Genomic DNA, 20,731 nt, shown 5'->3' with positions numbered 1-20,731 from the left:
GACACTGCCCCTGTCCGCTCACTCCGCCGCTTCGCGCTTGCCTCCGGGGCGCCGCTCCAGCAGCTCCTTGAGGAACTGGCCGGTGTAGCTGCGTTTCTCGCGCACGACCGCTTCGGGCGTTCCTGAGGCGACCAGCTCACCGCCGCCATCGCCGCCCTCGGGGCCGAGGTCGAGCACCCAGTCGGCGGTCTTGATTACTTCGAGATTGTGCTCGATGACCACCACCGTGTTGCCTTGGTCGACCAGTTCGTGCAGCACCTCCAAAAGCTTGGCGACGTCGTGGAAATGCAGGCCGGTGGTCGGCTCGTCGAGGATGTAGAGCGTCTTGCCGGTCGCTTTGCGCGACAGTTCCTTGGCGAGCTTGATGCGCTGCGCCTCGCCGCCCGACAGCGTCGTCGCCTGCTGGCCGATATGGATGTAGCCGAGGCCGACCTGCTTCAGCGTCTCCAGCTTGTCGCGCACGCCGGGCACGGCGGCGAAGAAGTCGACGCCTTCCTCGACCGTCATGTCCAAAACGTCGGCGATCGACTTGCCCTTGAACAAGACATCCAGCGTCTCGCGGTTGTAGCGCTTGCCGTGACAAACGTCGCAGGTGACATAGACGTCGGGCAGGAAGTGCATCTCGATCTTGATGACGCCGTCGCCCTGGCAGGCCTCGCAGCGGCCGCCCTTGACGTTGAAGGAAAACCGCCCCGGCTGATAGCCGCGCGCCTTGGCCTCCGGCAGCCCCGCGAACCAGTCGCGGATCGGCGTGAAGGCGCCGGTATAGGTGGCCGGGTTGGAGCGTGGGGTCCGTCCAATGGGCGACTGGTCGATGTCGATGACCTTGTCGAGGAATTCGAGACCCTCGATGCGATCGTGATCGGCCGGATGCTCGCGCGAGCCCATGATGCGGCGCGAGGCCGCCTTGAACAGCGTCTCGATCAGGAAGGTCGACTTGCCGCCACCCGACACGCCCGTGACAGCGGTGAAGGTGCCGAGCGGGATTTCGGCGGTCACGTTCTTCAGATTGTTGCCGCGCGCGCCGACGATCTTCAGCCGCCGGTTCTTCTTCGCCTCGCGCCGCACCGCCGGCGTCGCCACTTCGAGCTCGCCCGACAGATATTTGCCGGTGATCGAGGCAGGCGTCGCCATGATCTGCTGCGGTGTTCCCTGGGCGATGATCTCGCCGCCATGGATGCCGGCGGCCGGGCCGATGTCGACGACATAGTCGGCATGCAGGATGGCATCCTCGTCATGCTCGACGACGATGACCGTGTTGCCGATGTCGCGCAGATGCTTCAGCGTGTCGAGCAGGCGCGCATTGTCGCGCTGGTGCAGGCCGATCGAAGGCTCGTCCAGCACATAGAGCACGCCGGTGAGGCCGGAGCCGATCTGCGAGGCCAGCCGGATGCGCTGGCTCTCGCCGCCCGACAGTGTGCCTGAATTGCGCGACAGCGTCAGATAGTCGAGCCCGACATCGTTGAGGAAGCGCAGCCGCTCGCGGATTTCCTTCAGCACCCGCACCGCGATCTCGTTCTGCTTGTCGTTGAGCTGCGCCGGCAGCTCGGTGAACCACTGGTCTGCCTTGCGGATCGATTGCTCGGTCACCTCGCCGATATGCTTTCCCGCGATCTTCACCGCCAGCGCTTCCGGCTTCAGCCGGTAGCCTCTGCAGACGGGGCAGGGCGTCGCCGACATGAAGCGCTCGATTTCCTCGCGCATCCAGGCGGATTCGGTCTCCTTCCAGCGCCGCTCGAGATTGGGGATGACGCCTTCGAAAGTCTTGGTCGTCTTGTAGGAGCGCAGGCCGTCATCATACTGGAAGGTGATCTCGCGCTCGCCCGTGCCGCGCAGGATCGCCTCCTGGGCCTCAGTGGTCAGATCCTTGAACTTGTCGCCAAGCTTGAAGCCATAGGCCTTGCCCAAAGCTTCCAGAGTCTGCGCGTAATAGGGCGAGGTCGACTTGGCCCATGGGCTGACGGCGCCGTCGCGCAGCGAGACGTTCTCGTCCGGCACGACCAGATTGCCGTCGATGGCACGCTGGCTGCCGAGACCGTCGCAGGTCGGACAGGCGCCGAACGGGTTGTTGAAGGAGAACAGCCTGGGCTCGATCTCCGGAATGGTGAAACCGGACACCGGGCAGGCGAACTTCTCCGAGAACAGGATGCGCTCATGCGTCTCGTTCTTCGACTTGTTGACGGAATCCTCGCCGGTCTGGCTGGCGTCGAGCGGCCGGTCGGCGAACTCGGCCACCGCCAGCCCTTCGGCGAGCTTCAGCGCCGTCTCGATGGAATCGGCAAGTCGCGTCGCCAGATCGCCGCGCACCACGATGCGGTCGACGACAACGTCGATGTCATGCTTGTATTTCTTATCCAGCGCCGGCACGTCGGCGATCTCGTAGAAGACGCCATCGACCTTGACGCGCTGAAAGCCCTTCTTTTGCAACTCCAGCAGTTCCTTGCGATACTCGCCTTTGCGGCCGCGCACGATCGGCGCCAGCAGGAACAGGCGTGTGCCTTCCTCGACGGCCAGCACGCGGTCGACCATCTGCGACACCGTCTGGCTTTCGATCGGCAGGCCGGTGGCCGGCGAATAGGGAATGCCGACGCGCGCGAACAGAAGCCGCATGTAGTCATAGATCTCGGTGACGGTGCCGACCGTCGAGCGCGGGTTCTTCGACGTGGTCTTCTGTTCGATTGAGATGGCAGGCGACAGGCCGTCGATCTGGTCGACGTCGGGCTTCTGCATCATTTCGAGGAATTGCCGCGCATAGGCCGACAGGCTCTCGACATAGCGGCGCTGGCCTTCGGCATAGATGGTGTCGAAGGCAAGCGACGACTTGCCGGACCCCGACAGGCCGGTCATGACGATCAGGCTGTCACGCGGCAGGTCGAGATCGACATTTTTCAGATTGTGTTCGCGCGCCCCGCGAATGGAAAGGTATTTATGGTCGGCCATCGCCGGTCGCCGCCTCAGGTCTGGAATTCGTGGGATCGGCGGGTTTTCCCGGCCATCCCCTATGTAGGTATTTTCGCCGCCACGTCGAGAGACACCACAAATCTCGACAGAAGCCTTTAACCGTCTTTCGCGCGAGGGGGCAAGCGGAAAGAACAAAGGCCGAACACGCTCCTGACAAAGTGCTGTGAAGAACCGGGACGGTGGGCACTCCGTTGAGCAGTTCCGGCATGTCGCCCTTACCCGCACGTAACCTCCCGGCGATCACATTTTCCGTAACCGCCTATTCAAAGGTTGACGCTGCCGACTCGGGGGCGCAGTGTCCACCGGTCAACGGAGCCGGCCGTCTTTCGATGGCCTCGCCGCCCTAGGCGGCTTGCGAGACGCCGCAGGCTTTTGCGATTTGCGCTTCGGACGACATGTCGCAACGGACAGAGGAGTGGAGCATGACGCCACCGGACAGTCCCTTGAGGCTCCAGATATGGCTGGAGCCCCGGCAGGCATAAGTGCCTGGGTCGGCGTGAGCGTCGGCCCGACAAACCGTGCCCTGCCGATCCCCTGACAATTAGAGACCACTGGTCGGATCGTCGGCTGAATGCCGCGAAGCATCCGAAATCAAAGTCGGTATAACACTACCGACAGATTGGATTATAGATCCATAAAAAGCCCCGTCCGTTTGCGGAAGCAACGGCGGGGCTGTTCGTTTGAGGGTGTGCAAAGCCGACTGATGCTGCCGTGAGCGAGAGCTACCGGTTGGATGGCTTGATCGCGCCGGCGCCAACATCGACCGTGATGCTGCCGGAAATCCTGACGTCGGTGTCGCCGATCTTGAACTGGCCGTTGCCGCTGGCAGGCAGCGCGTCGTCGGGTTCGGGTTCCGGGGCCGGCTTGGCGATGCGATAGTCGCCGGTCACGCCGGGAAGGGCGCCTTTCTGGGTCGAGCTGTCGTCGGCAAAGGCGGCTCCGGCCAGCATGCTGGCGCCGGCGAAGGCGGCGGTGACGGTGCAAACAAGTCTGGAAAGGCGGATGTCGGTCATCCCCGAACTATAGTGTCGCGCCGCTGGCGAGGCCAGACCGACGCGATCAAATTGCCGCGCGCCCGCTGCTCCTCAAGCAGCCTTCTTGCGGGTGTCGAAAACATGGTCGACGAGACCCCACGCCTTCGCCTCTTCGGCGGTCATGAAATAATCGCGGTCGAGCGTGCGCTCGACCTCCTCGTAAGTACGCCCGCAATGATGCGCATAAAGCTCGGTCATCCGCCGCTTGGTGCGCAATATGCCCTCGGCGTGGCGCTGGATGTCGGAAGCCTGGCCCTGGAAGCCGCCCAGCGGCTGATGCAGCACGATGCTGGTGTTGGGCAGGGCAATGCGCCGCCCCGGCGTGCCGGCCATCAGCAGGAACGAAGCCATCGAGGCGGCAAAGCCCATGCACACGGTCGACACCGGGCAGGAGATGTATTGCATCGTGTCGTAGATGGCGAAGCCGCTGGTCACCACGCCGCCCGGCGAGTTGATGTAGAGCGAGATTTCCTTGTCGGGATTGTCCGATTCCAGCGACAGAAGCTGGGCGCAGACCAGCGCCGATACGCCGTCATTGATCTCTCCGTTGATGAAGACGATGCGCTCTCGCAGCAGCCGCGAAAAAATGTCGAAAGCGCGTTCGCCGCGGCTCGATTGCTCGATCACCATCGGCACCAGATTGGCAAGGCCGCTCATCTTTTTTCTCCGATTTCCCTGTTCAGGCCGCGCGCAGCTGCATGTACGGCGCATTCGCAGCGACAGGCAGTTTGGATTGGGGTGCATCGAGCGACAGCCGGCAGCCGGCGCCTGCCATGGCGAGCACAGGCGTTGCTGCCCGGGCGAACCCGTCATGGACAATACGCAGATGCGTGCCGCCCGAAATCGTACGGTCGAGGGTAAACGTGACGATGCTGTCGAGCGCTTGGCTGGCATCGTCCGGCTCCGGCCGTTCGCGCCAGGAATAGCGCAGCAGCCTGCCGGGCTCGGCATCGAGGACTTCGCAATCGATCGGCGCGTCCGGCCTGGCAAAGGCAAAGCGGCGGCCGATCTCGGGCTTGATGTCGTTGGGGCATCATCCAGGCCGCCAGCAGCTTGGGCTCGGTCAGCGCGCGCCACACTTTCTCCGGCGGTTCCGGCAGCTCGCATTCGAATTCGAGCGAGTTCGCAGCACTTTTCGCATGCTTTGTCATGGGTCCATGTCCTTCAAAACAGCCTTCAGCTTTTCGATGCGCTCCGGCCAGAACGCACGGTAGCGCTCGATCCAGCCGAGCAGCGGGTCGAGTCCTTGCGGGTCGGCGCGGTAGTATGCGTTGCGGCCGGCCCGCCGCTCGGTGACCAGGCCGGCGCCGCGCAACACCGCCAGATGCTGCGAGACCGCCGGCTGCGATACGGTCATGCCGGTGCGCAGTTCCGACACCGTCATCTCGCTGGCGGCAAGCCGCTCATAGACGGCGCGCCGCGTCGGGTCGGCAAGGGCGCGAAAAATCTCTGCTTCGATCATGGCCAAAGCATAAGTGGATACTTATTGGTTTGGCAAGTGCTGTTTTATGGCGCCGCCGGAAGCCAGCGTCTCACCGGCTCGGCAGATCCGTCAAAAATTGCCTCGAAGATCGGGGATGCCAGCACGGCATGGATGTGAAGCGTCTCGGTGCCGACGTTTCGAAAACCGTGCTTCCTCTCCGCGGGCACAAGAAGCGACTGTCCCGCCGTCAGCGTCATGCGGTCGTCATCGATCCACATTTCGGCAGTTCCGGTGATGACGGTAAGCACTTCCTCGACCGAGTGCCAATGGGTCGGAGCCCAGACACCCGGCTGAACCCATTGTTCAAACAGGCAAAGCTGGCTGGCACCGTTGCTGGCGGAAGCCTGCATCCGGGTTTCCACGCCCGCCCGCCATTGCTCTCGCGGGTGATCCATATGTGCGATGACTCTCATTCGCAGCCGCCGCCCTTTCGATCCCGACATATTCGCAATTTCAAACAGGCACCCTACCTCTTGCTGACATTCCTTGACAGCTGGGAGTGACCAGAATAGAACAAAAAAAGAACAAAAACCTTGTGGGAAAAGGCAGCCACAGCAGGCGGGGATTGACCGTTGCCTGTAAGGTGCGGTCGGCAAAAATTTGTTTCGGATGAGCGCGGAGAAGTATGATGGCGGGTAGCATCAACAAGGTCATTCTGGTGGGCAATCTCGGGGCGGACCCTGAAATCCGTCGCCTGAACTCGGGTGAGCCGGTCGTCAACATCCGCATCGCCACGTCGGAAAGCTGGCGCGACAAGAATTCCGGCGAGCGCAAGGAAAAGACCGAGTGGCACAACGTCGTCATCTTCAACGACCAGATCGCCAAGGTGGCCGAGCAGTATCTGAAGAAGGGCATGAAAGTCTATGTCGAGGGCCAGTTGCAGACGCGCAAGTGGCAGGACCAGACCGGTAATGACCGCTACACGACCGAAATCGTGCTGCAGAAATTCCGTGGCGAGCTGCAGATGCTCGACGCGCGCGGCGAGGGCGGCGCCCAGGTCGGCAACTATGCCGGCGGCGGCAACAGCAGCCGCGGTTCCGATTTCGGCCAGTCCGGCCCGAACGAAGGTTTCAGCCGCGGCGGCGGTGGCGCCAAGGGCGGTGGCGGCGGCGGTTCGTCGCGAGAGCTGGACGACGAAATCCCGTTCTGAGGCCAATCGACTGCAGGAGAGGGCGCCATGTCGCTGGGACCGCTGCTTACCGCGCCCCCTCCAATTCCCTGGCATGCCTTCGCTGCCTTTGCTGCGTTGGTGACCGGCGCCACGCAGCTGGCGCTGCCCAAGGGCACGACGCGCCATCGCGTCGTCGGCTATATGTCTGGGCGGCGCTGATGCTTGTCATAGCCATCTCGAGTTTCTGGATCCAGGAGATACGCCTTGTCGGCCCTTTCAGCCCGATCCATCTGCTGTCGATCCTGGTGCTGGTCACCGTGCCGCTGGCGGTGTGTATGCCCACAGCCATAAGGTCACCACGCATCGTGGCGCCATGATCAAACTCTATGTTTTCGCGCTGATCGGCGCCGGCATCTTCACGCTGTTGCCCGGCCGCATCATGCACGCGGTCGTGTTCGGCCAGTAGTCAGCGCGATGCGCTTACAGGGAAGAATCCAGTGAAAGCACGGGTAAAGTGGGTCGAGGAACGTACCTTTGTCGGCGAGTCCGGCAGCGGCCATAAGGTCGTGCTGGGCACCGCTTTCGGCCCGGAAGGCAAGACACCGGGTCCGAGCCCGATGGAGCTGGTGCTGATCGGCACCGGCGGCTGCTCGGCCTATGACGTTGTCCACATCCTCGAAAAAGGCCGCGAGGCGGTCGAGGACTGTGTCGTCGAACTCGATGCCGAGCGAGCCGAGACCGAGCCAAGAGTATTCACCCGCATTCACATGCATTTCATCGTCAAGGGCCGTACGCTCTCGCACGACAAGGTGAAGCGGGCGATTGATCTGTCGATCGAAAAATACTGCTCGGCGACCGCGATGATGGCCAAGACGGCTGAAGTCACGCACGATTTCGAGGTGGTCGACACCTAGCGCTGGCGGTTTGCCACGTGAGGTGAAGCCGCGTCCTGGAACCCTTCGACTTCATGGGACATCCGGAATTGCCATACGGGTTAGTCGCAACGAGTGATGCCGCCAGGAACGGCGTGACTTCAGACGCTACGGGCTAATGCCCCAGGGGTTCCATCGTTGCTTCCTGCGCCGCGGGCTTCACCCGACTTGGCGTCTATTACTGCGTTTCAGAAGATGGGATGCTGGGTCGCTGACGCCGACTATGCACCATGGAGGCGCACAATGGAGCCCGACGAGAAGGCCAAAAACGACACCACGGTTGGTGACCACTCGGAAGAGAATGGGGCCGCCGAAGTCACCGCATCCGACGAAGAACGCGACATCTCCGAACCTAAGGCCGCGGATCCACGTGACGTCGATATCGGCGTGAACCAGGACTCGGAGGCTGGCGACGATGTCGATATGGCGGTGTCGATCATCGGTTCGAGCCCCGCAATCGTCGAACTCGATGCAGAGGTCGATCAGAAGGGCGAAATGGACCAGGACGCGGAGATCGCGAGCGAGACGGGCGATCCCGACGGTCGGGAAATCGACGTCGCGGTCGAACAGAGGCCCGAGGTCGATCAGAGAATCGAAGTCGATGTCGAAGTCAGCGAAGATGACGGGATCATCATCGTCGAGATCGATGCGGACATGGAAGACGATGTCGAAATCGAGAGCGATCTGGATGTCGACGTGGACGATGATGATGAAGACAGCCTCGAAGCCGAGATCGACCAGGAAACCGAAACTGACGGAAACGTCGATGTCGATGTGGAAATCCGCGATGACCTCGACGCCGAGGTCGATGTAGACATCGCCGCCCTCATCAAGACCGCCTTGCTTGGCGCCGTCGATGTCGCGGAGAAGGATGGCGCGACCGACATCGATGTCGACTTGTATGAGAAGGCTGCCGCCGATGGAGATGTCGGGGTCATCGTCGACTTGAGCGACATCGACGCCTGAGGTTTCCATGGCTTGAGCAATTCCAGGAAAAGTGCGTAGCGGTTTTCCGTCCGGAATTGCGTAAAAACAAATACTTAAGAGCAGGTCAGCTTCATCAAAAGCTGAACCGCTCTATGGGGAAGAAAGCCGGGGTTCGCCCCGGCTTTCTTCGTGCTTTCGGCTCGCACGGCAGCAACGCTTCGACTTTGGGCTACCCGGAGCGGTCCACCTGTTTGGGTCATCCATCATCCATAAGGACGAGCCAACTTGCATTGGGAATTGCCGTTTGGGCCGAATGCTCATTGGTAACTATTTTCCGCAGCGCGAAACAGGGATGCTTGCTGATCGGCGGGGTTTCAGGATCCAAATGGATCGTCGCCGTCGGTCCGCTCCGCAAGCAAGCGCTCGCCAGGGCGGCTGTCCTCGAACAGGGAGGGTGAACCCTTGTCTAAGAAAGCTTACGGCAAATTTGATCCGACCCAATTCAACATCGACGTTGATGCCGACATCGATCAGAAGCTCGATCAGGACCAGGATCAGGACGTGGACGTCGATACCGACCAGGACTCCGACGTCGATATCGACAACGAAAATTATGCGGACATCGACAACAAGACCGACCAGGACGCAGACACCGACAACGACGCCAAGGCTGATGCCGATGCCGACGCCGACGACAAGAGCGATGCAGACGCCAAGGCCGACGCGGACGCCGAGGGCGACGCCGACAATGACAACGACACCGACATCAAGGTCGATCAAGACAACGACAACGACGTGGATGTCGACCAGAAACAGCACGTCGACGTCGATGTCGACCAGGATCAATACGCTGAACAGGACGCCGACATAGACGTACACTTCGACTTCGACTTCGCCTGATAAGTCTTGCTCGCAAGGGGCGCCCGGATCTCATCCGGGCGCTTCCCGAGGCTGCCTGCAGCGAGCGCTGGCCGGGGAGCGCGGCCTCGGGCTGGTCCCGTCTGCCGGCGCTAGGCCGCCACTTTGACGCCCTCGCGGAGACATGTCAGCCATGAGTTTCTCCAAGGCCTTTGCAACGACCGACGTCGAGCGCGCATTCCATCATTGCAAGGTCTCGCTGCTCCTGGTTTTCGTGCTCAGCTTCTTCGTGAACCTGCTCGCTCTGACGGTCCCTCTCTATCTCCTGCATGTCTATGATCATGTCCTGTCGAGCCACAGTCTCGACACGCTGGTCATGCTGACCGGGATCGTGATCGTGGCGCTGGCGGTGCACGCAACGCTCGAAGCCCTGCGCCGCGCGATCCTCGCCCGGATCGGCGTCTGGCTCGACGACCGGCTTCAGACCTCCGTTCTTGTCGCGGCTGTCCAGTCGGCCTTGCGTAGCGATCCGGCCGCGGCGGCGCAGGCCTGGCGTGATATCGGTGGCCTGCGCTCCTTCTTCGGCGGCAGCGCCTGCACCTCTCTGTTCGATCTGCCCTGGACGCCGATCTTCATTCTGGCAATGATCATAGTGCATCCACTTCTCGGCCTGATCGGCCTTGTCGCGTCGGTTGTCCTGTTCGGGCTAGCGCTACTCAACGAGATAGCGACTCGCAAGCCGTTCGCCCGCTCCAGTGCCGCCTGGGCGGAGAGCCAGCACCGGTTCGAGGCGCTCCTGCGCAATGTCGAGGTCATCAGCGCCATGGGCATGCTACCGGGGGTGGCCCGCCTGCTGAATGACGATCAGTCACAGGCGAAAGAGGCCCAGCTCTCCGCCGCCGCACGCGCCAACGTCATCCAGTCCCTCGCTCGCTTCGTGCGGCTACTCGCCCAGGTCATCGTCATGGCCTGTGCAGCCTGGCTCGTGATCCTGCAGGATGTCAGCCCGGCGGCGATCTTTGCGACGTCGATCCTGCTCGGGCGGTCCCTGGCACCAGTTGAGGCCGCCATCGGCACCTGGAAGGCGGTTTCGAGCGTGCGCCTGGGCTACGGCCGTCTCAGGAAGATCATGGCGGCTGCGCCACAGCCGCGAAAAGCCATGGAACTGCCACGCCCCAATGGGCAGTTGTCCGTTGAACAGGTGACCTTCCTGCCGCCAGGCGCGAACACGGCGGCGTTGCGCCGGCTGAGCTTTGTGGTCAACCCGGGGGAGATCCTGGGAGTGATCGGTCCGTCCGGAGCCGGAAAATCGACCCTTGGACGTCTTATCTCCGGTACGATCGCTCCGACTGCCGGGCATGTGCGCCTTGACAGCGCGGACATGGGAATCTGGCTGGCCGCCGGCGGTCACCGGCACTTCGGATACCTTCCGCAAGACATCGAAATCTTCGGCGGCACTGTTCGGGAGAACATAGCCCGCCTGCAGGATGCGGCGGCCGATGAGGTGATCGCAGCCGCTGCCATGGTGGGATTTCACGACACGATCATGCGGCTTCCGCTGGGCTATGAGACCGACATCGGCGAGGGCGGCATGAGGCTGTCCGGCGGGCAGCGGCAGAGGCTTGGCCTTGCGAGGGCATTCTTCGGACATCCCCGCGTCATCGTGCTGGACGAACCGAACGCCAGCCTCGATTTCGAAGGCGAGGAGGCCTTGCGGCAGGCGATCCAGGAGATGCGTCGGCGGGGATCGACGATCATCATCATTGCCCAACGTCTTCGCGTGCTGAACATGTCCGACAAGGTTCTGGTGCTCGACAATGGCATGATGAACGCCTTCGGGAACCGCCGGGACGTCGCCGGCAAGATCAAGAACGTGCGCGCCGCCGTTCCGACCGGGCAACAACAGATCATCACGACCCGCAGCAGCGTCAGGCACATGGGCCGTGAGGGCGTCCCGGAGCCTGCACGGCACAAGGCAGCGAAGAGGTCCGTTCCAGGGGAGCAATCCGGCGTGTCGTGAAACACTCAAAGCACATAGTCGAGCTCTACCTTGCGTCCCTCCTCTCGCAGTGGTCGGGGACGATGCGCCGTGCGCGCCTGATCGGCGCGACGGTCCTGGCGGACGTCGGCATTTTCATGGTCGACTTCGGCGCCGCCTTCTTTCGATGGCTGGAATCGACGCAGGAGTCCATCAAACCAAGGGTGTCATCAGCAAGAACCGCTTTGGCCGGGATCATCCCGAATTTTCCTTCGATCGTGCCGGTTGGTGACCGGTTACGCGCAGGCTGGACGGCATTCGGCGCGGCGATGACCAGGCTCCGAGCAGTCCTGCGAGCAGCCAGCGCCCGGAACGGAGAAAGGAGGCGCTTCAGCAAAGCGCTTCGGGAGGAGCGCGCCGCGATCGGTTGGAACCGCCCCGTCACGAATGCGCTTGCTTCTATCCCGACGCCGCCGGCGACACCGTTCCATCGCCTGCGTCTGCTTTTCGCCAGCACCTTTGCGGTCGTCGGCGTGTTCATAATCGGCTTCAGCGTCTGGGCGGCCTATGCCCCGCTGGAAAGTGCTGCAATCGCGGCGGGTGCCGTCGAAGCCGAGTCGAGCCGCAAGACCATCCAGCATCTGGAGGGCGGGATCGTCGGACGCATTCTGGTGAACGATGGCGATGAGGTGACCGCCGGCCAATCCCTCATCGGCCTTGACGACACGAAGGCCCGCGCCACCGTCCAGATGCTGCAGATGCAGCTCTGGGATGCGCAGGCCTTGGAGGCACGCCTGGTGGCGGAGCGCGACGACCGGGAGCGCATCCAGTTTCCGCAGGACATCGTGGCGGCGGCCCGGCAGTATCCTGCCGCGGCGGGAATAGTCGCTGGCCAGATCCGGATTTTCGACACCCGACGCAGGCTCAATTCATCGCGGATCGACATGATTCAGCGGCGCATAGCCCAGACCGAGCAGGAAATCGCCGGGCTGCGTTTTCAGGCCAATGCGGCCACGTCGCGTGCGGCGATCATCAAGGGAGAGATTGCCGACGTCGCCCCCCTGGTCGCCAAGCGGCTTCTGACGCGCTCGCGTTTGCGGCAGCTGGAACGCGAACAGGCGGAGATCGATGGACGAATCGGCGAGGCAACGTCCCAGATATCACGTGCGGAGCAGGCGGTCGGAGAATCGCAGGCGATGATCTTCAAACTCGAGAGCGACCATCAGAGCGAAGTCGCGCAGAGCCTGCGCGATACCCAGGCCCAGATCCTGCAGTTCGTTGAACGCATTCAGGCGGCAAGCGACGTGCTCGCCCGAACGATAGTTCGCGCGCCCGAGGCTGGCACCATCACCGATCTGCGCATCCATACGACCGGAGGGGTCATCGCCCCCGGCGAGCCGTTGGTAGACCTCGTTCCGAGTGATGACCGCCTTATCGTGCTGGTCCAGGTCAAACCGGAAGATATCGACCTGGTTCGTCCGGGTCTCCCAGCCCGCGTCCGGCTGCTGTCCTACAAGCATCGCCGCGTGCCGCCCGTGGAAGGCGTGCTCACCTATGTCTCCGCAGACCGTTTGGTCGATAGTCAAACGAGGCGGCCCTACTACACCGCCCGTGTCCGGATCACCGAGGCGTCCCTGCGCGCATTGCCGGAGGTCGATATCATGCCTGGAATGCCTGTCGAAGTGCTGATCAAGACCGGACAGTTCACGGTAGCCCACTACGCGCTGCGTCCGGTTCTCGACGCCTTCGATCGTGCCTTTCGGGAGGATTGACGATGCATCGCGTCGACCATGGCATTCGGCATCTCCCGCCCGCCATCGTATCCGATTCGGATGAAATCGTCGGACCGGAGATGGCGTTCGCCGGGAGCTTTGCCGACGCTCCCGCGTTGCCGCCCGCAGCCGCCGTACCGGCGACACAACCGGCAGTCGATTTGCCGCCTGTCGCGCAAGACGCCGATTGGGAACCCTCATCGATGCCGATAAAAGGGCCGGCGTCGTCCACCGTCTCCCATGGCGCGCAGGCAGTTGGCGGAGACGCCGAGTGGCCCCATTTCATGCCAATTATGGTGGCCGAGAGCTTCGCGCCGCCAAAACCCCCGGTGGTTGCCCATCGGGACGCGGCCAGCGAATCTGCCCACCCCGAGGAAGGGCAGGAAAGGCTGCCCGAGTTTGAAAGCGATGACGCTCGTCGGCCGCACGACGCCGATGGCGTGCTTTCCCTAGACGACGTCGACAGCATCGACGTCACGCAAGTCGCGCTGGCTGACCAAGACGCCAGCATCATCGTCAACGGCTATGCGGGTGACGTGGTGACGCGCCTGCTGATCGACCAAGACCTGATGATGGACCAGGACGCAGACATTAACGTCACCATCGACGGCGACGGACATTTCGTCGTTCTGCTCGATCAGGACATGAGCATAGACCAGGATGTCCAGATCGACGTCGACATTTTCGACGTCGACGGTGTGCTCTATGTGGATCTTTTCCTGCGTGACACGATCGAGATTGAACAAGACACGGCTGTCGACGCGCGCATCACCGACGGACCTCCTGGCGGCACGATCGAGGTGAACCAAAGCATCGAGATGGATCAAGATGTGGACATAGACATCGACATCGAGGACGAGCTGGAAGAGCGCTATGTCGTGGATGTGGATGTCCTGGTCAGGCAGACGATCGACGCCGATCAAGATGCCGTCGTGGACATCAAGGACCGGAATGGGGAGATCGACTTGGATCTGGACGCCATCCAAGCGGCGACCGTCGAGCAGCAAACCATCGTGCAGGCCGATCTTGTTCTGATCTAGCCCAATCGACATTCATCGAGCTGGCCGCAAACTGCTTGGGTCCGAGGCTCTGCCCGCAATTCAAACGCATTTGAATCAAATGCGCTCATTCTTAACCATATCGCGAACTATCGGTAGATTAGCGCCAGCTAACACGGTTAGATGCCTTGGGGCGGCAATGACGGGGAAGCAATTGACTCTCTCGTTTTCGGCCGAGCAGAACGGCTCAGCGCATGACCGCCTTTCCATTGTCGTTATCGACCACCATCCGCTATGGCGAAGTTGTCTGGCCCGGATTCTTCGCGCCGAGTTCCAGGAATTCGCCATCCTCGAGATCGAGACCGCGCACCATTGGGATTCCATCGTCGGCAAAGACATCAGCCTCGTGGCTCTCAACACAGGGAGCTCGATCGTTACGGACGAGCGGGTGCTGGAGAACCTCGCCTACCTTCGTCGATCGCTGCGCGAGGGATATCTCGTGCTCCTTACGGAGATCGACGAGTCGGCGATAACCGACGCGATGATCTTCGAACTCAGCAAATATGGCGTCAGAGGCTACATTGCGGCTTCCGCCTCCGTCGAGATCGCGCTCGCGGCATTTCGGCTTGTGATGGCAGGCGGGATCTATTTTCCACGATCGGTGAGCATGGACTGTTCCGATTGGACGCCGGTTTCACCGGAAAACATCGTCGCCCTGCAACCGGCGGCCACCATGATTGGAATGGCGCCCGAGACGCCTGCCATCGTCAACAAGGCCAGCGCTATATTCACGGAACGCGAGCGACAGGTCATGGCATCCTTGTTGCGCGGCCTGTCGAACAAGGTCATCGCCAGTGAGCTGAACCTGTCGCAGAATACGGTCAAGTCGCATATCTCGCACATCATGCGCAAACTGCATGCGACCAACCGGACCGAAGCGGTCGTTCTCTCCCAGCACGTCGGACCCCATACAAACGGAGGATTGCAGGGGAGCATCTCAGAGGCCTAGCCTCATCTGAACTGCCGAAAACAGCGGCTTTGCAATCGGTCGCCAAGCTTTAGGCGCGTCCTCGGCTTCGGCTATTGAACTGGATCGGACGGCGCCGGAGTTTGATTTTACCCCGCCATCAGCGCCTTGATGCCGTCCGCCACGAACTGCACCGCCAGCGCTGCCAGGATGACGCCGAGCAGCCGGGTCAGGATCGAGCGGCCAGTCTGGCCAAGGATGCGGTCGATGCGCTCGGCCAGCACGAACACCAGATAGGTGATGGCGAGACAGACGAAGATGATGCCGACCAGGGCCGCCTGTGCGCCAAAGCCCTGGAACGAGCCTGACAAAAGCACGGTCGCCGAGATCGCGCCGGGACCGGCGATCAGCGGGATCGCCAGCGGGAAGGCGGCGATGTTGTGGATCATGTCCTTGGTGATGGCGACGTCGCCGATCTTCTCCTTGCGGTCCTGCCGCCGCTCGAACACCATTTCGAAGGCGATGAAGAACAGCAGAAAACCGCCGGCGACGCGGAAAGCCGGCAGCGTGATGCCGAACACCGACAGGATCGAGGCGCCGGCAACGGCAAACAGCGCCATCACCAGGAAGCCGATGGTCGAGGCGCGCACGGAAACCTGCTGGCGCTCCTCGCGGTTCATGCCGCGTGTCACGGCGAGAAAGAGCGGCGCCAGCCCCGGCGGGTCGATGGTCACCAGGATGGTGACGAAGGCGTTGAACAGGCTGTCGAAGCTCGGCATCTTTCACCCCTCCCGCCGGGCAACGCCCGAACCCCTCAATTGGTAGAGCAAAGCAGGGGCGCTGGAAACAGCGCGGGAGGAGGATTTGAGCCGGCTAGCCGGCAACGCTGCAGTAGGCTTCGATGCGGTAGCCATCCGGGTCGATGACGAAGGCGGCATAGTAGTTCTCGCCATAGTCGGCGCGCAGGCCGGGTGCACCATTGTCGCGGCCGCCTTCGCTGAGCGCCGCCGCGTGAAACGCATCAACGCTGGCGCGCGTCGGCGCGCCGAAGCAGAAATGCAGGCCGGACTTCGCATCTGCCGTCACCGGCCGCGGCGCTTCGTTCACCCATAGCGCCACTGTTTCCCTGCCATAGCCAAGCGAGCCGGGTGACTGGCTGAGGCATGTGTAGCCGAGCGGTTTCAGCGCGGCGTCGTAAAAGTGTTTCGCGGCACCGGCGTCGCGGACGCCGATCGAGACATGGTCAAGCATAGTTTTCTCCATGTTTGCAAATGGTTGGTTGATCAGGCTGGAGTCACGCGGCGCGCCAGGAATTCGACCTCGAGGCGCCAGTCCTCGCTGCCGTCATGCGAACACTCGCCCAGCCAGCGGAACGAGTTTTCCGTGATCCGGAAAAAGCTCCAGCGCACGGAGGAACCGCGGGCGTCGACACCTTTCTGGACGATCGTGTCGCCTTCGGCACGGCCAAGCTGGCGACTGAAATACTGGTTGCGCGGGTCGCTCCAGAAAATGTGCCAGGCATCGACGCCAGGATCGTAGACGCGCAATGTGGTGCCGTAGAACGTCCATGTGCCGAGGGACGGTGAGGGACCGGCATCGCGCGCGGGCAGAATCCATACATCCTGGATTGCCTTGCCTTCCAGAACCCAGCCGAAATGCACCTCGCCACGCCCGGTAAGGACCGTGCCGTCTTCGAGGTGGCGTGTGGCATCGAAGGTCCAGGCGCCGACGAAGCGGCCGTAGAGCTTCAGCTTTTCAGCCAGGTCGGGGTTGGGTCCGTCGCTATGCAGGGCTTCGGTAAAGGGATCGATCATGGTTGCTGCCTCGTTTGTCAGGAGACCGCGACCAATAGAGGCATGGCTGGGTTCAGCGCTTGGGAAAAATTGCTATCTTTCAAGCCATGACGACGAGCGAGCAAAACCTTGCATCGGGACAGGGCTGGCACGTGTCCGACGTGGTGTGCACGGCCGGCGCCGGCGACAGCCCGTTCGAGGAAGAGCACCGGACCTTTTGCGTCGCCGCGGTGACTCAAGGCACCTTCCGCTACCGCACGCGGCAGGGCATGGCGATGCTGGCGCCAGGCGCCATCCTGCTCGGCAATCCTGGCGCCTGCTATGAATGCGGCCATGAGCACGGAGCCGGCGACCGCTGCCTCTCCTTCCATTTTGCTCCGGCCTATATGGAAGCCATCGTCGCCGAGGTGCCTGGCGCGAGGCGACTGGGCTTCGGTGCGCCGCGCCTGCCGCCCTTGCCGGCACTGGCGCCGCTGCTGGCGGAAGCAGAGGCCGCGCGCGAGACGGCCGACAGCGATGCATTCGAGGAACTTGGTCTGCGCATTGCCGCAGCGGCAGTAGCCGTTGCTACCGGTGCCGCGCATGTCGGCCGTGCACCGAGCCGCCGCGACCAGAAACGCGTCGCGGAAGCAGTGCGGCGGATCGAGATCGATGGCGACAAACCGCTGTCGCTCGCTGAACTCGCCGACGGCACGGCGACCAGTCCCTATCATTTCCTGCGCACCTTCCGGCACGTCGCCGGAATGACGCCTTACCAGTTCCTGCTGAAAACCCGGCTGCACCGAGCCGCGGTGCGGCTGCGCACGTCGGACGAGGCGATCTCTGCCATCGCCTTCGAGGCCGGCTTCAACGACCTGTCGACCTTCAACCGCCGCTTCCGGCGTGAAATGGGGCAGGCGCCTGGCGCCTATCGCGCCCGCCGGCGGATCGTCTAGCGTTCACCGCTTTGCCCCGGCGGCGGCGAAAAGCGCTTTGGCCATATCGTCGCAATCGACGGTATCCTTTTGAAATCGCCGCCGAAATTGTCTCTGGAAAAGCCGTCGCCGACATTGGAGTTTCGGCCGCGCTTCCTATATAAGCAGCCAGTGATTCCTGACTGGATTGTGACCTGATTTGACCGACCAGAAGACACCGCGCGGCGCCGATGGCGGCCCGACCGGCATCGAGCCGATATCCATCATCGAGGAGATGCAGCGCTCCTATCTCGATTACGCCATGAGCGTGATCGTCAGCCGTGCGCTGCCGGACGTGCGTGACGGCCTGAAGCCGGTGCATCGCCGCATTCTCTATGCCTCGCATGAGAGCAGCTACCACTGGAACCGCAAATATGTGAAGTCGGCCCGCCCGGTCGCCGACGTGATGGGTAAATACCATCCGCATGGCGACGCCTCGATCTATGACGCCTTGGTGCGCATGGCGCAGGACTGGTCGCTGCGCGTGCCGCTGATCGACGGACAGGGCAATTTCGGCTCGATCGACGGCGATCCTCCGGCGGCGATGCGCTACACCGAGTCGCGCCTGACCAAGCTCGCGCACGAATTGCTCGAGGATATCGACAAGGAAACCGTCGATTTCCAGGACACTTACGATGCGTCGGGCAGCGAGCCGAAGGTGCTGCCGGCGCGCTTTCCGAACCTTCTGGTCAACGGCTCCGGCGGCATCGCCGTCGGCATGGCCACCAACATCCCGCCGCACAATCTCGGCGAAGTCTGCAACGGCGCCATCGCCATCATCGACAACCCGGCGATCGACCTGCCGGCGCTGATGGAAATCATCCCCGGGCCGGATTTCCCGACCGGCGGCATCGTGCTCGGCCGGTCCGGCATCTACAGCGCCTATTCGACCGGCCGCGGCTCCATCGTCATGCGCGGCAAGGTCAACATCGAACAGCGCGGCAACGACCGCGAGTCGATCATCATCACCGAGGTTCCCTATCAGGTGAACAAATCGTCGATGATCGAGAAGATGGCCGAACTGGTGCGCGACAAGCGCATCGAGGGCATTTCCGACATCCGCGACGAGAGCGACCGGCAGGGTTACCGCGTCGTCATCGAACTGAAGCGCGACGCCGTCGCCGACGTCATCCTCAACCAGCTTTACCGCTTCACGCCGCTGCAGACCTCGTTCGGCGCCAACATGGTGGCGCTGAATGGCGGCAAGCCGGAACTTCTGACGCTGACCGATATGCTGAAGGCCTTTGTGGCCTTCCGCGAGGAGGTGATCACCCGGCGCACCAAATTCCTGCTGCGCAAGGCGCGCGATCGCGCCCATGTGCTGGTCGGTCTCGCCATCGCCGTCGCCAATATCGACGAGGTGATCAAGCTGATCCGCAGCGCGCCGGACCCGCAGACCGCGCGCGAGCAGTTGATGGAGCGGCGCTGGCCGTCCGGCGACGTCGAATCGCTGATCCTGCTGATCGACGATCCGCGCCACCGCATCAACGAGGACGGCACCTACAATCTGTCCGAGGAGCAGGCGCGCGCCATCCTCGAGCTGCGTCTGCAGCGCCTGACCGCGCTCGGCCGCGACGAGATCGCCGACGAATTGAACACGATCGGCGCCGAAATCATCGACTATCTCGACATCCTGTCGTCCCGCGCTCGCGTCCAGCAGATCGTCAAGGACGAGCTTGCCGCCGTGCGCGACGAGTTCGGCACGCCGCGCCGCACCGAGCTCTCCGAGGGCGGGGCGGACATGGAAGACGAGGATCTGATCCAGCGCGAGGACATGGTCGTCACGGTCAGCCATTCCGGCTACATCAAGCGCGTGCCGCTGTCGCTCTACCGGGCGCAACGCCGTGGCGGCAAGGGTCGCTCCGGCATGTCGACCAAGGAAGAGGATTTCGTCACCCGGCTGTTCGTTGCCAACACGCACACGCCGGTGCTGTTCTTCTCCTCGCGCGGCATCGTCTACAAGGAAAAGGTGTGGCGCCTGCCGATCGGCAACCCGCAGTCGCGCGGCAAGGCGCTGATCAACATGCTGCCGCTCGAGCAGGGCGAGCGCATCACCACCATCATGCCGCTGCCCGAGGACGAGACCAGCTGGGGCGAACTCGACGTGATGTTCGCCACCACGCGCGGCACCGTGCGCCGTAATAAGCTGTCCGACTTCGTCCAGGTCAACCGCAACGGCAAGATCGCCATGAAGCTGGAGGAGGAAGGCGACGAGATCCTCGGCGTCGAGACCTGCACCGACAATGACGACGTGCTTTTGACCGCAAGCTCCGGCCAGTGCATCCGCTTTTCGGTCGGCGACGTGCGTGTCTTCCAGAGCCGAAACTCGGTCGGCGTGCGGGGCATTGCCATGGCCGAGACCGACAGGGTGATTTCCATGGCGGTGATCGAGAATGTCGATGCTCCGCCGGCTGAACGCGCTGCCTATCTCAAGCGAGCGGCGGCCGAACGGCGGCTCGCCGCCGGCATTGCCGCCGGTGAAGAGGAAGAGATCGCGCTGACCAATGAGGAGATCGGCGAGGAGACGGAACTTTCCGACGAGCGCTACGAATTCCTCAAGGCGCATGAGCAGTACGTGCTGACGGTGACCGAATATGGCTACGGCAAGCGCTCGTCGTCCTATGATTTCCGCCTGACCGGGCGCGGCGGCAAGGGCATCCGGGCCACAGACGTTTCGAAAGTGGCCGAGATCGGCCGGCTGGTTGCGACCTTCCCGGTCGGTAATGACGATCAGATCATGCTGGTCTCGGATGGTGGCACGGTCATCCGCGTGCCGGTCGGGGGCATCCGTTTCGCCAGCCGCGCAACCAAGGGCGTGACCATCTTCAACACCGCCGAAGGCGAGAAGGTGGTCTCGGTCGAGCGGATTTCGGAGCCGCAATCGGACGAGGAAGAGAGCGTCGAGGGTGAGGCGGAGAGCGCAGGCGGCGACGCCGGTCCGGACAACGCCGAATAGGCCTTGGA

21 protein-coding genes are annotated in these 20,731 nt (G+C 62.7%); 12 read left to right on the top strand and 9 right to left on the bottom strand.

The features are described from left to right. Positions 1-18: 18 nt before the first annotated feature. From uvrA to AC04SI_RS13045, 6 genes are all read right to left on the bottom strand, one after another. Positions 19-2,940, bottom strand: a complete 2,922-nt coding sequence (uvrA, locus tag AC04SI_RS13070) for an excinuclease ABC subunit UvrA (RefSeq protein WP_404276965.1) — start codon at positions 2,938-2,940, stop codon at positions 19-21. A 743-nt stretch (positions 2,941-3,683) separates the two neighbouring features. Continuing rightward, positions 3,684-3,974: a hypothetical protein gene (locus AC04SI_RS13065; RefSeq protein WP_488474298.1), complete on the bottom strand. Its 291-nt coding sequence runs from the start codon at positions 3,972-3,974 to the stop codon at positions 3,684-3,686. Positions 3,975-4,046: 72 nt separating this feature from the next. Beyond that, entirely contained in the window at positions 4,047-4,652 is a 606-nt protein-coding gene (locus AC04SI_RS13060) for an ATP-dependent Clp protease proteolytic subunit (RefSeq protein ID WP_404276961.1), read from the bottom strand. A gap of 22 nt (positions 4,653-4,674) precedes the next feature. Continuing rightward, positions 4,675-4,965, bottom strand: a complete 291-nt coding sequence (locus AC04SI_RS13055; RefSeq protein ID WP_488474338.1) for an SRPBCC family protein — start codon at positions 4,963-4,965, stop codon at positions 4,675-4,677. A gap of 177 nt (positions 4,966-5,142) precedes the next feature. Then, positions 5,143-5,457, bottom strand: a complete 315-nt coding sequence (locus AC04SI_RS13050) for an ArsR/SmtB family transcription factor (RefSeq protein ID WP_404276957.1) — start codon at positions 5,455-5,457, stop codon at positions 5,143-5,145. Between the two features lie 44 nt (positions 5,458-5,501). Beyond that, a complete protein-coding gene (locus tag AC04SI_RS13045; RefSeq protein ID WP_488474297.1) occupies positions 5,502-5,921 on the bottom strand; it encodes a cupin domain-containing protein in 420 nt (139 codons plus the stop codon). 185 nt (positions 5,922-6,106) lie between these two features. Here AC04SI_RS13045 and ssb point away from each other — a divergent pair, with 185 nt between their 5' ends. The 10 genes from ssb (at position 6,107) to AC04SI_RS12995 (ending at position 15,063) form a co-directional block, all read left to right on the top strand. Next, positions 6,107-6,628 carry a single-stranded DNA-binding protein gene (gene ssb / locus AC04SI_RS13040; RefSeq protein WP_488474296.1) on the top strand — a complete coding sequence of 174 codons (522 nt, stop codon included), beginning with the start codon at positions 6,107-6,109 and terminating at the stop codon, positions 6,626-6,628. Between the two features lie 27 nt (positions 6,629-6,655). After that, entirely contained in the window at positions 6,656-6,808 is a 153-nt protein-coding gene (locus AC04SI_RS13035; RefSeq protein ID WP_488474295.1) for a hypothetical protein, read from the top strand. Then, a complete protein-coding gene (locus tag AC04SI_RS13030) occupies positions 6,808-6,966 on the top strand; it encodes a hypothetical protein (RefSeq protein ID WP_488474294.1) in 159 nt (52 codons plus the stop codon). The genes AC04SI_RS13035 and AC04SI_RS13030 overlap by 1 nt, the downstream gene beginning before the upstream one ends. Before the next feature lie 120 nt (positions 6,967-7,086). Continuing rightward, the gene (locus tag AC04SI_RS13025; protein ID WP_488474293.1) at positions 7,087-7,503 is read left to right on the top strand and encodes an OsmC family protein; all 417 of its coding nucleotides are present in this window, start codon (positions 7,087-7,089) and stop codon (positions 7,501-7,503) included. A gap of 156 nt (positions 7,504-7,659) precedes the next feature. Then, positions 7,660-8,487, top strand: a complete 828-nt coding sequence (locus tag AC04SI_RS13020) for a hypothetical protein (RefSeq protein ID WP_488474292.1) — start codon at positions 7,660-7,662, stop codon at positions 8,485-8,487. Between the two features lie 423 nt (positions 8,488-8,910). Beyond that, positions 8,911-9,348: a hypothetical protein gene (locus AC04SI_RS13015; protein WP_488474291.1), complete on the top strand. Its 438-nt coding sequence runs from the start codon at positions 8,911-8,913 to the stop codon at positions 9,346-9,348. Positions 9,349-9,499: 151 nt separating this feature from the next. Continuing rightward, complete coding sequence (locus AC04SI_RS13010) at positions 9,500-11,326, top strand: type I secretion system permease/ATPase (protein WP_488474290.1); 1,827 nt, start codon at positions 9,500-9,502, stop codon at positions 11,324-11,326. Positions 11,327-11,388: 62 nt separating this feature from the next. Further along, a complete protein-coding gene (locus tag AC04SI_RS13005) occupies positions 11,389-13,056 on the top strand; it encodes an HlyD family type I secretion periplasmic adaptor subunit (protein ID WP_404276941.1) in 1,668 nt (555 codons plus the stop codon). A gap of 2 nt (positions 13,057-13,058) precedes the next feature. Beyond that, positions 13,059-14,096 (top strand): hypothetical protein, encoded by a 1,038-nt coding sequence (locus tag AC04SI_RS13000; RefSeq protein WP_404276939.1) that lies wholly within the window; start codon positions 13,059-13,061, stop codon positions 14,094-14,096. Positions 14,097-14,175: 79 nt separating this feature from the next. Next, positions 14,176-15,063, top strand: a complete 888-nt coding sequence (locus AC04SI_RS12995; protein ID WP_404277133.1) for a response regulator transcription factor — start codon at positions 14,176-14,178, stop codon at positions 15,061-15,063. A 107-nt stretch (positions 15,064-15,170) separates the two neighbouring features. Here the strand turns inward: AC04SI_RS12995 and AC04SI_RS12990 are convergent, their stop codons facing one another. The 3 genes from AC04SI_RS12990 to AC04SI_RS12980 all read right to left on the bottom strand — a co-directional run bounded on the left by AC04SI_RS12990 (position 15,171) and on the right by AC04SI_RS12980 (position 16,835). Continuing rightward, the gene (locus AC04SI_RS12990) at positions 15,171-15,800 is read right to left on the bottom strand and encodes a MarC family protein (RefSeq protein WP_120016114.1); all 630 of its coding nucleotides are present in this window, start codon (positions 15,798-15,800) and stop codon (positions 15,171-15,173) included. Between the two features lie 94 nt (positions 15,801-15,894). Beyond that, positions 15,895-16,272, bottom strand: a complete 378-nt coding sequence (locus AC04SI_RS12985; RefSeq protein ID WP_404276936.1) for a VOC family protein — start codon at positions 16,270-16,272, stop codon at positions 15,895-15,897. A gap of 32 nt (positions 16,273-16,304) precedes the next feature. Further along, positions 16,305-16,835, bottom strand: coding sequence for a hypothetical protein (locus AC04SI_RS12980; RefSeq protein ID WP_404276934.1), 531 nt, complete (start codon positions 16,833-16,835; stop codon positions 16,305-16,307). Between the two features lie 86 nt (positions 16,836-16,921). On the opposite strand from AC04SI_RS12980, the gene AC04SI_RS12975 reads away from it, so the two are divergent. Together AC04SI_RS12975 and gyrA are read left to right on the top strand one after the other, a co-directional pair. Next, positions 16,922-17,749: a helix-turn-helix transcriptional regulator gene (locus tag AC04SI_RS12975; RefSeq protein WP_404276932.1), complete on the top strand. Its 828-nt coding sequence runs from the start codon at positions 16,922-16,924 to the stop codon at positions 17,747-17,749. Between the two features lie 178 nt (positions 17,750-17,927). Next, a complete protein-coding gene (gyrA, locus tag AC04SI_RS12970) occupies positions 17,928-20,723 on the top strand; it encodes a DNA gyrase subunit A (protein WP_404276930.1) in 2,796 nt (931 codons plus the stop codon). Positions 20,724-20,731: the final 8 nt, after the last annotated feature.

Source organism: Mesorhizobium sp. CNPSo 4689 (assembly GCF_057784325.1).
Note: the sequence above shows the minus strand (reverse complement) of the source record. Positions and strands in the feature narration are given on the sequence as shown.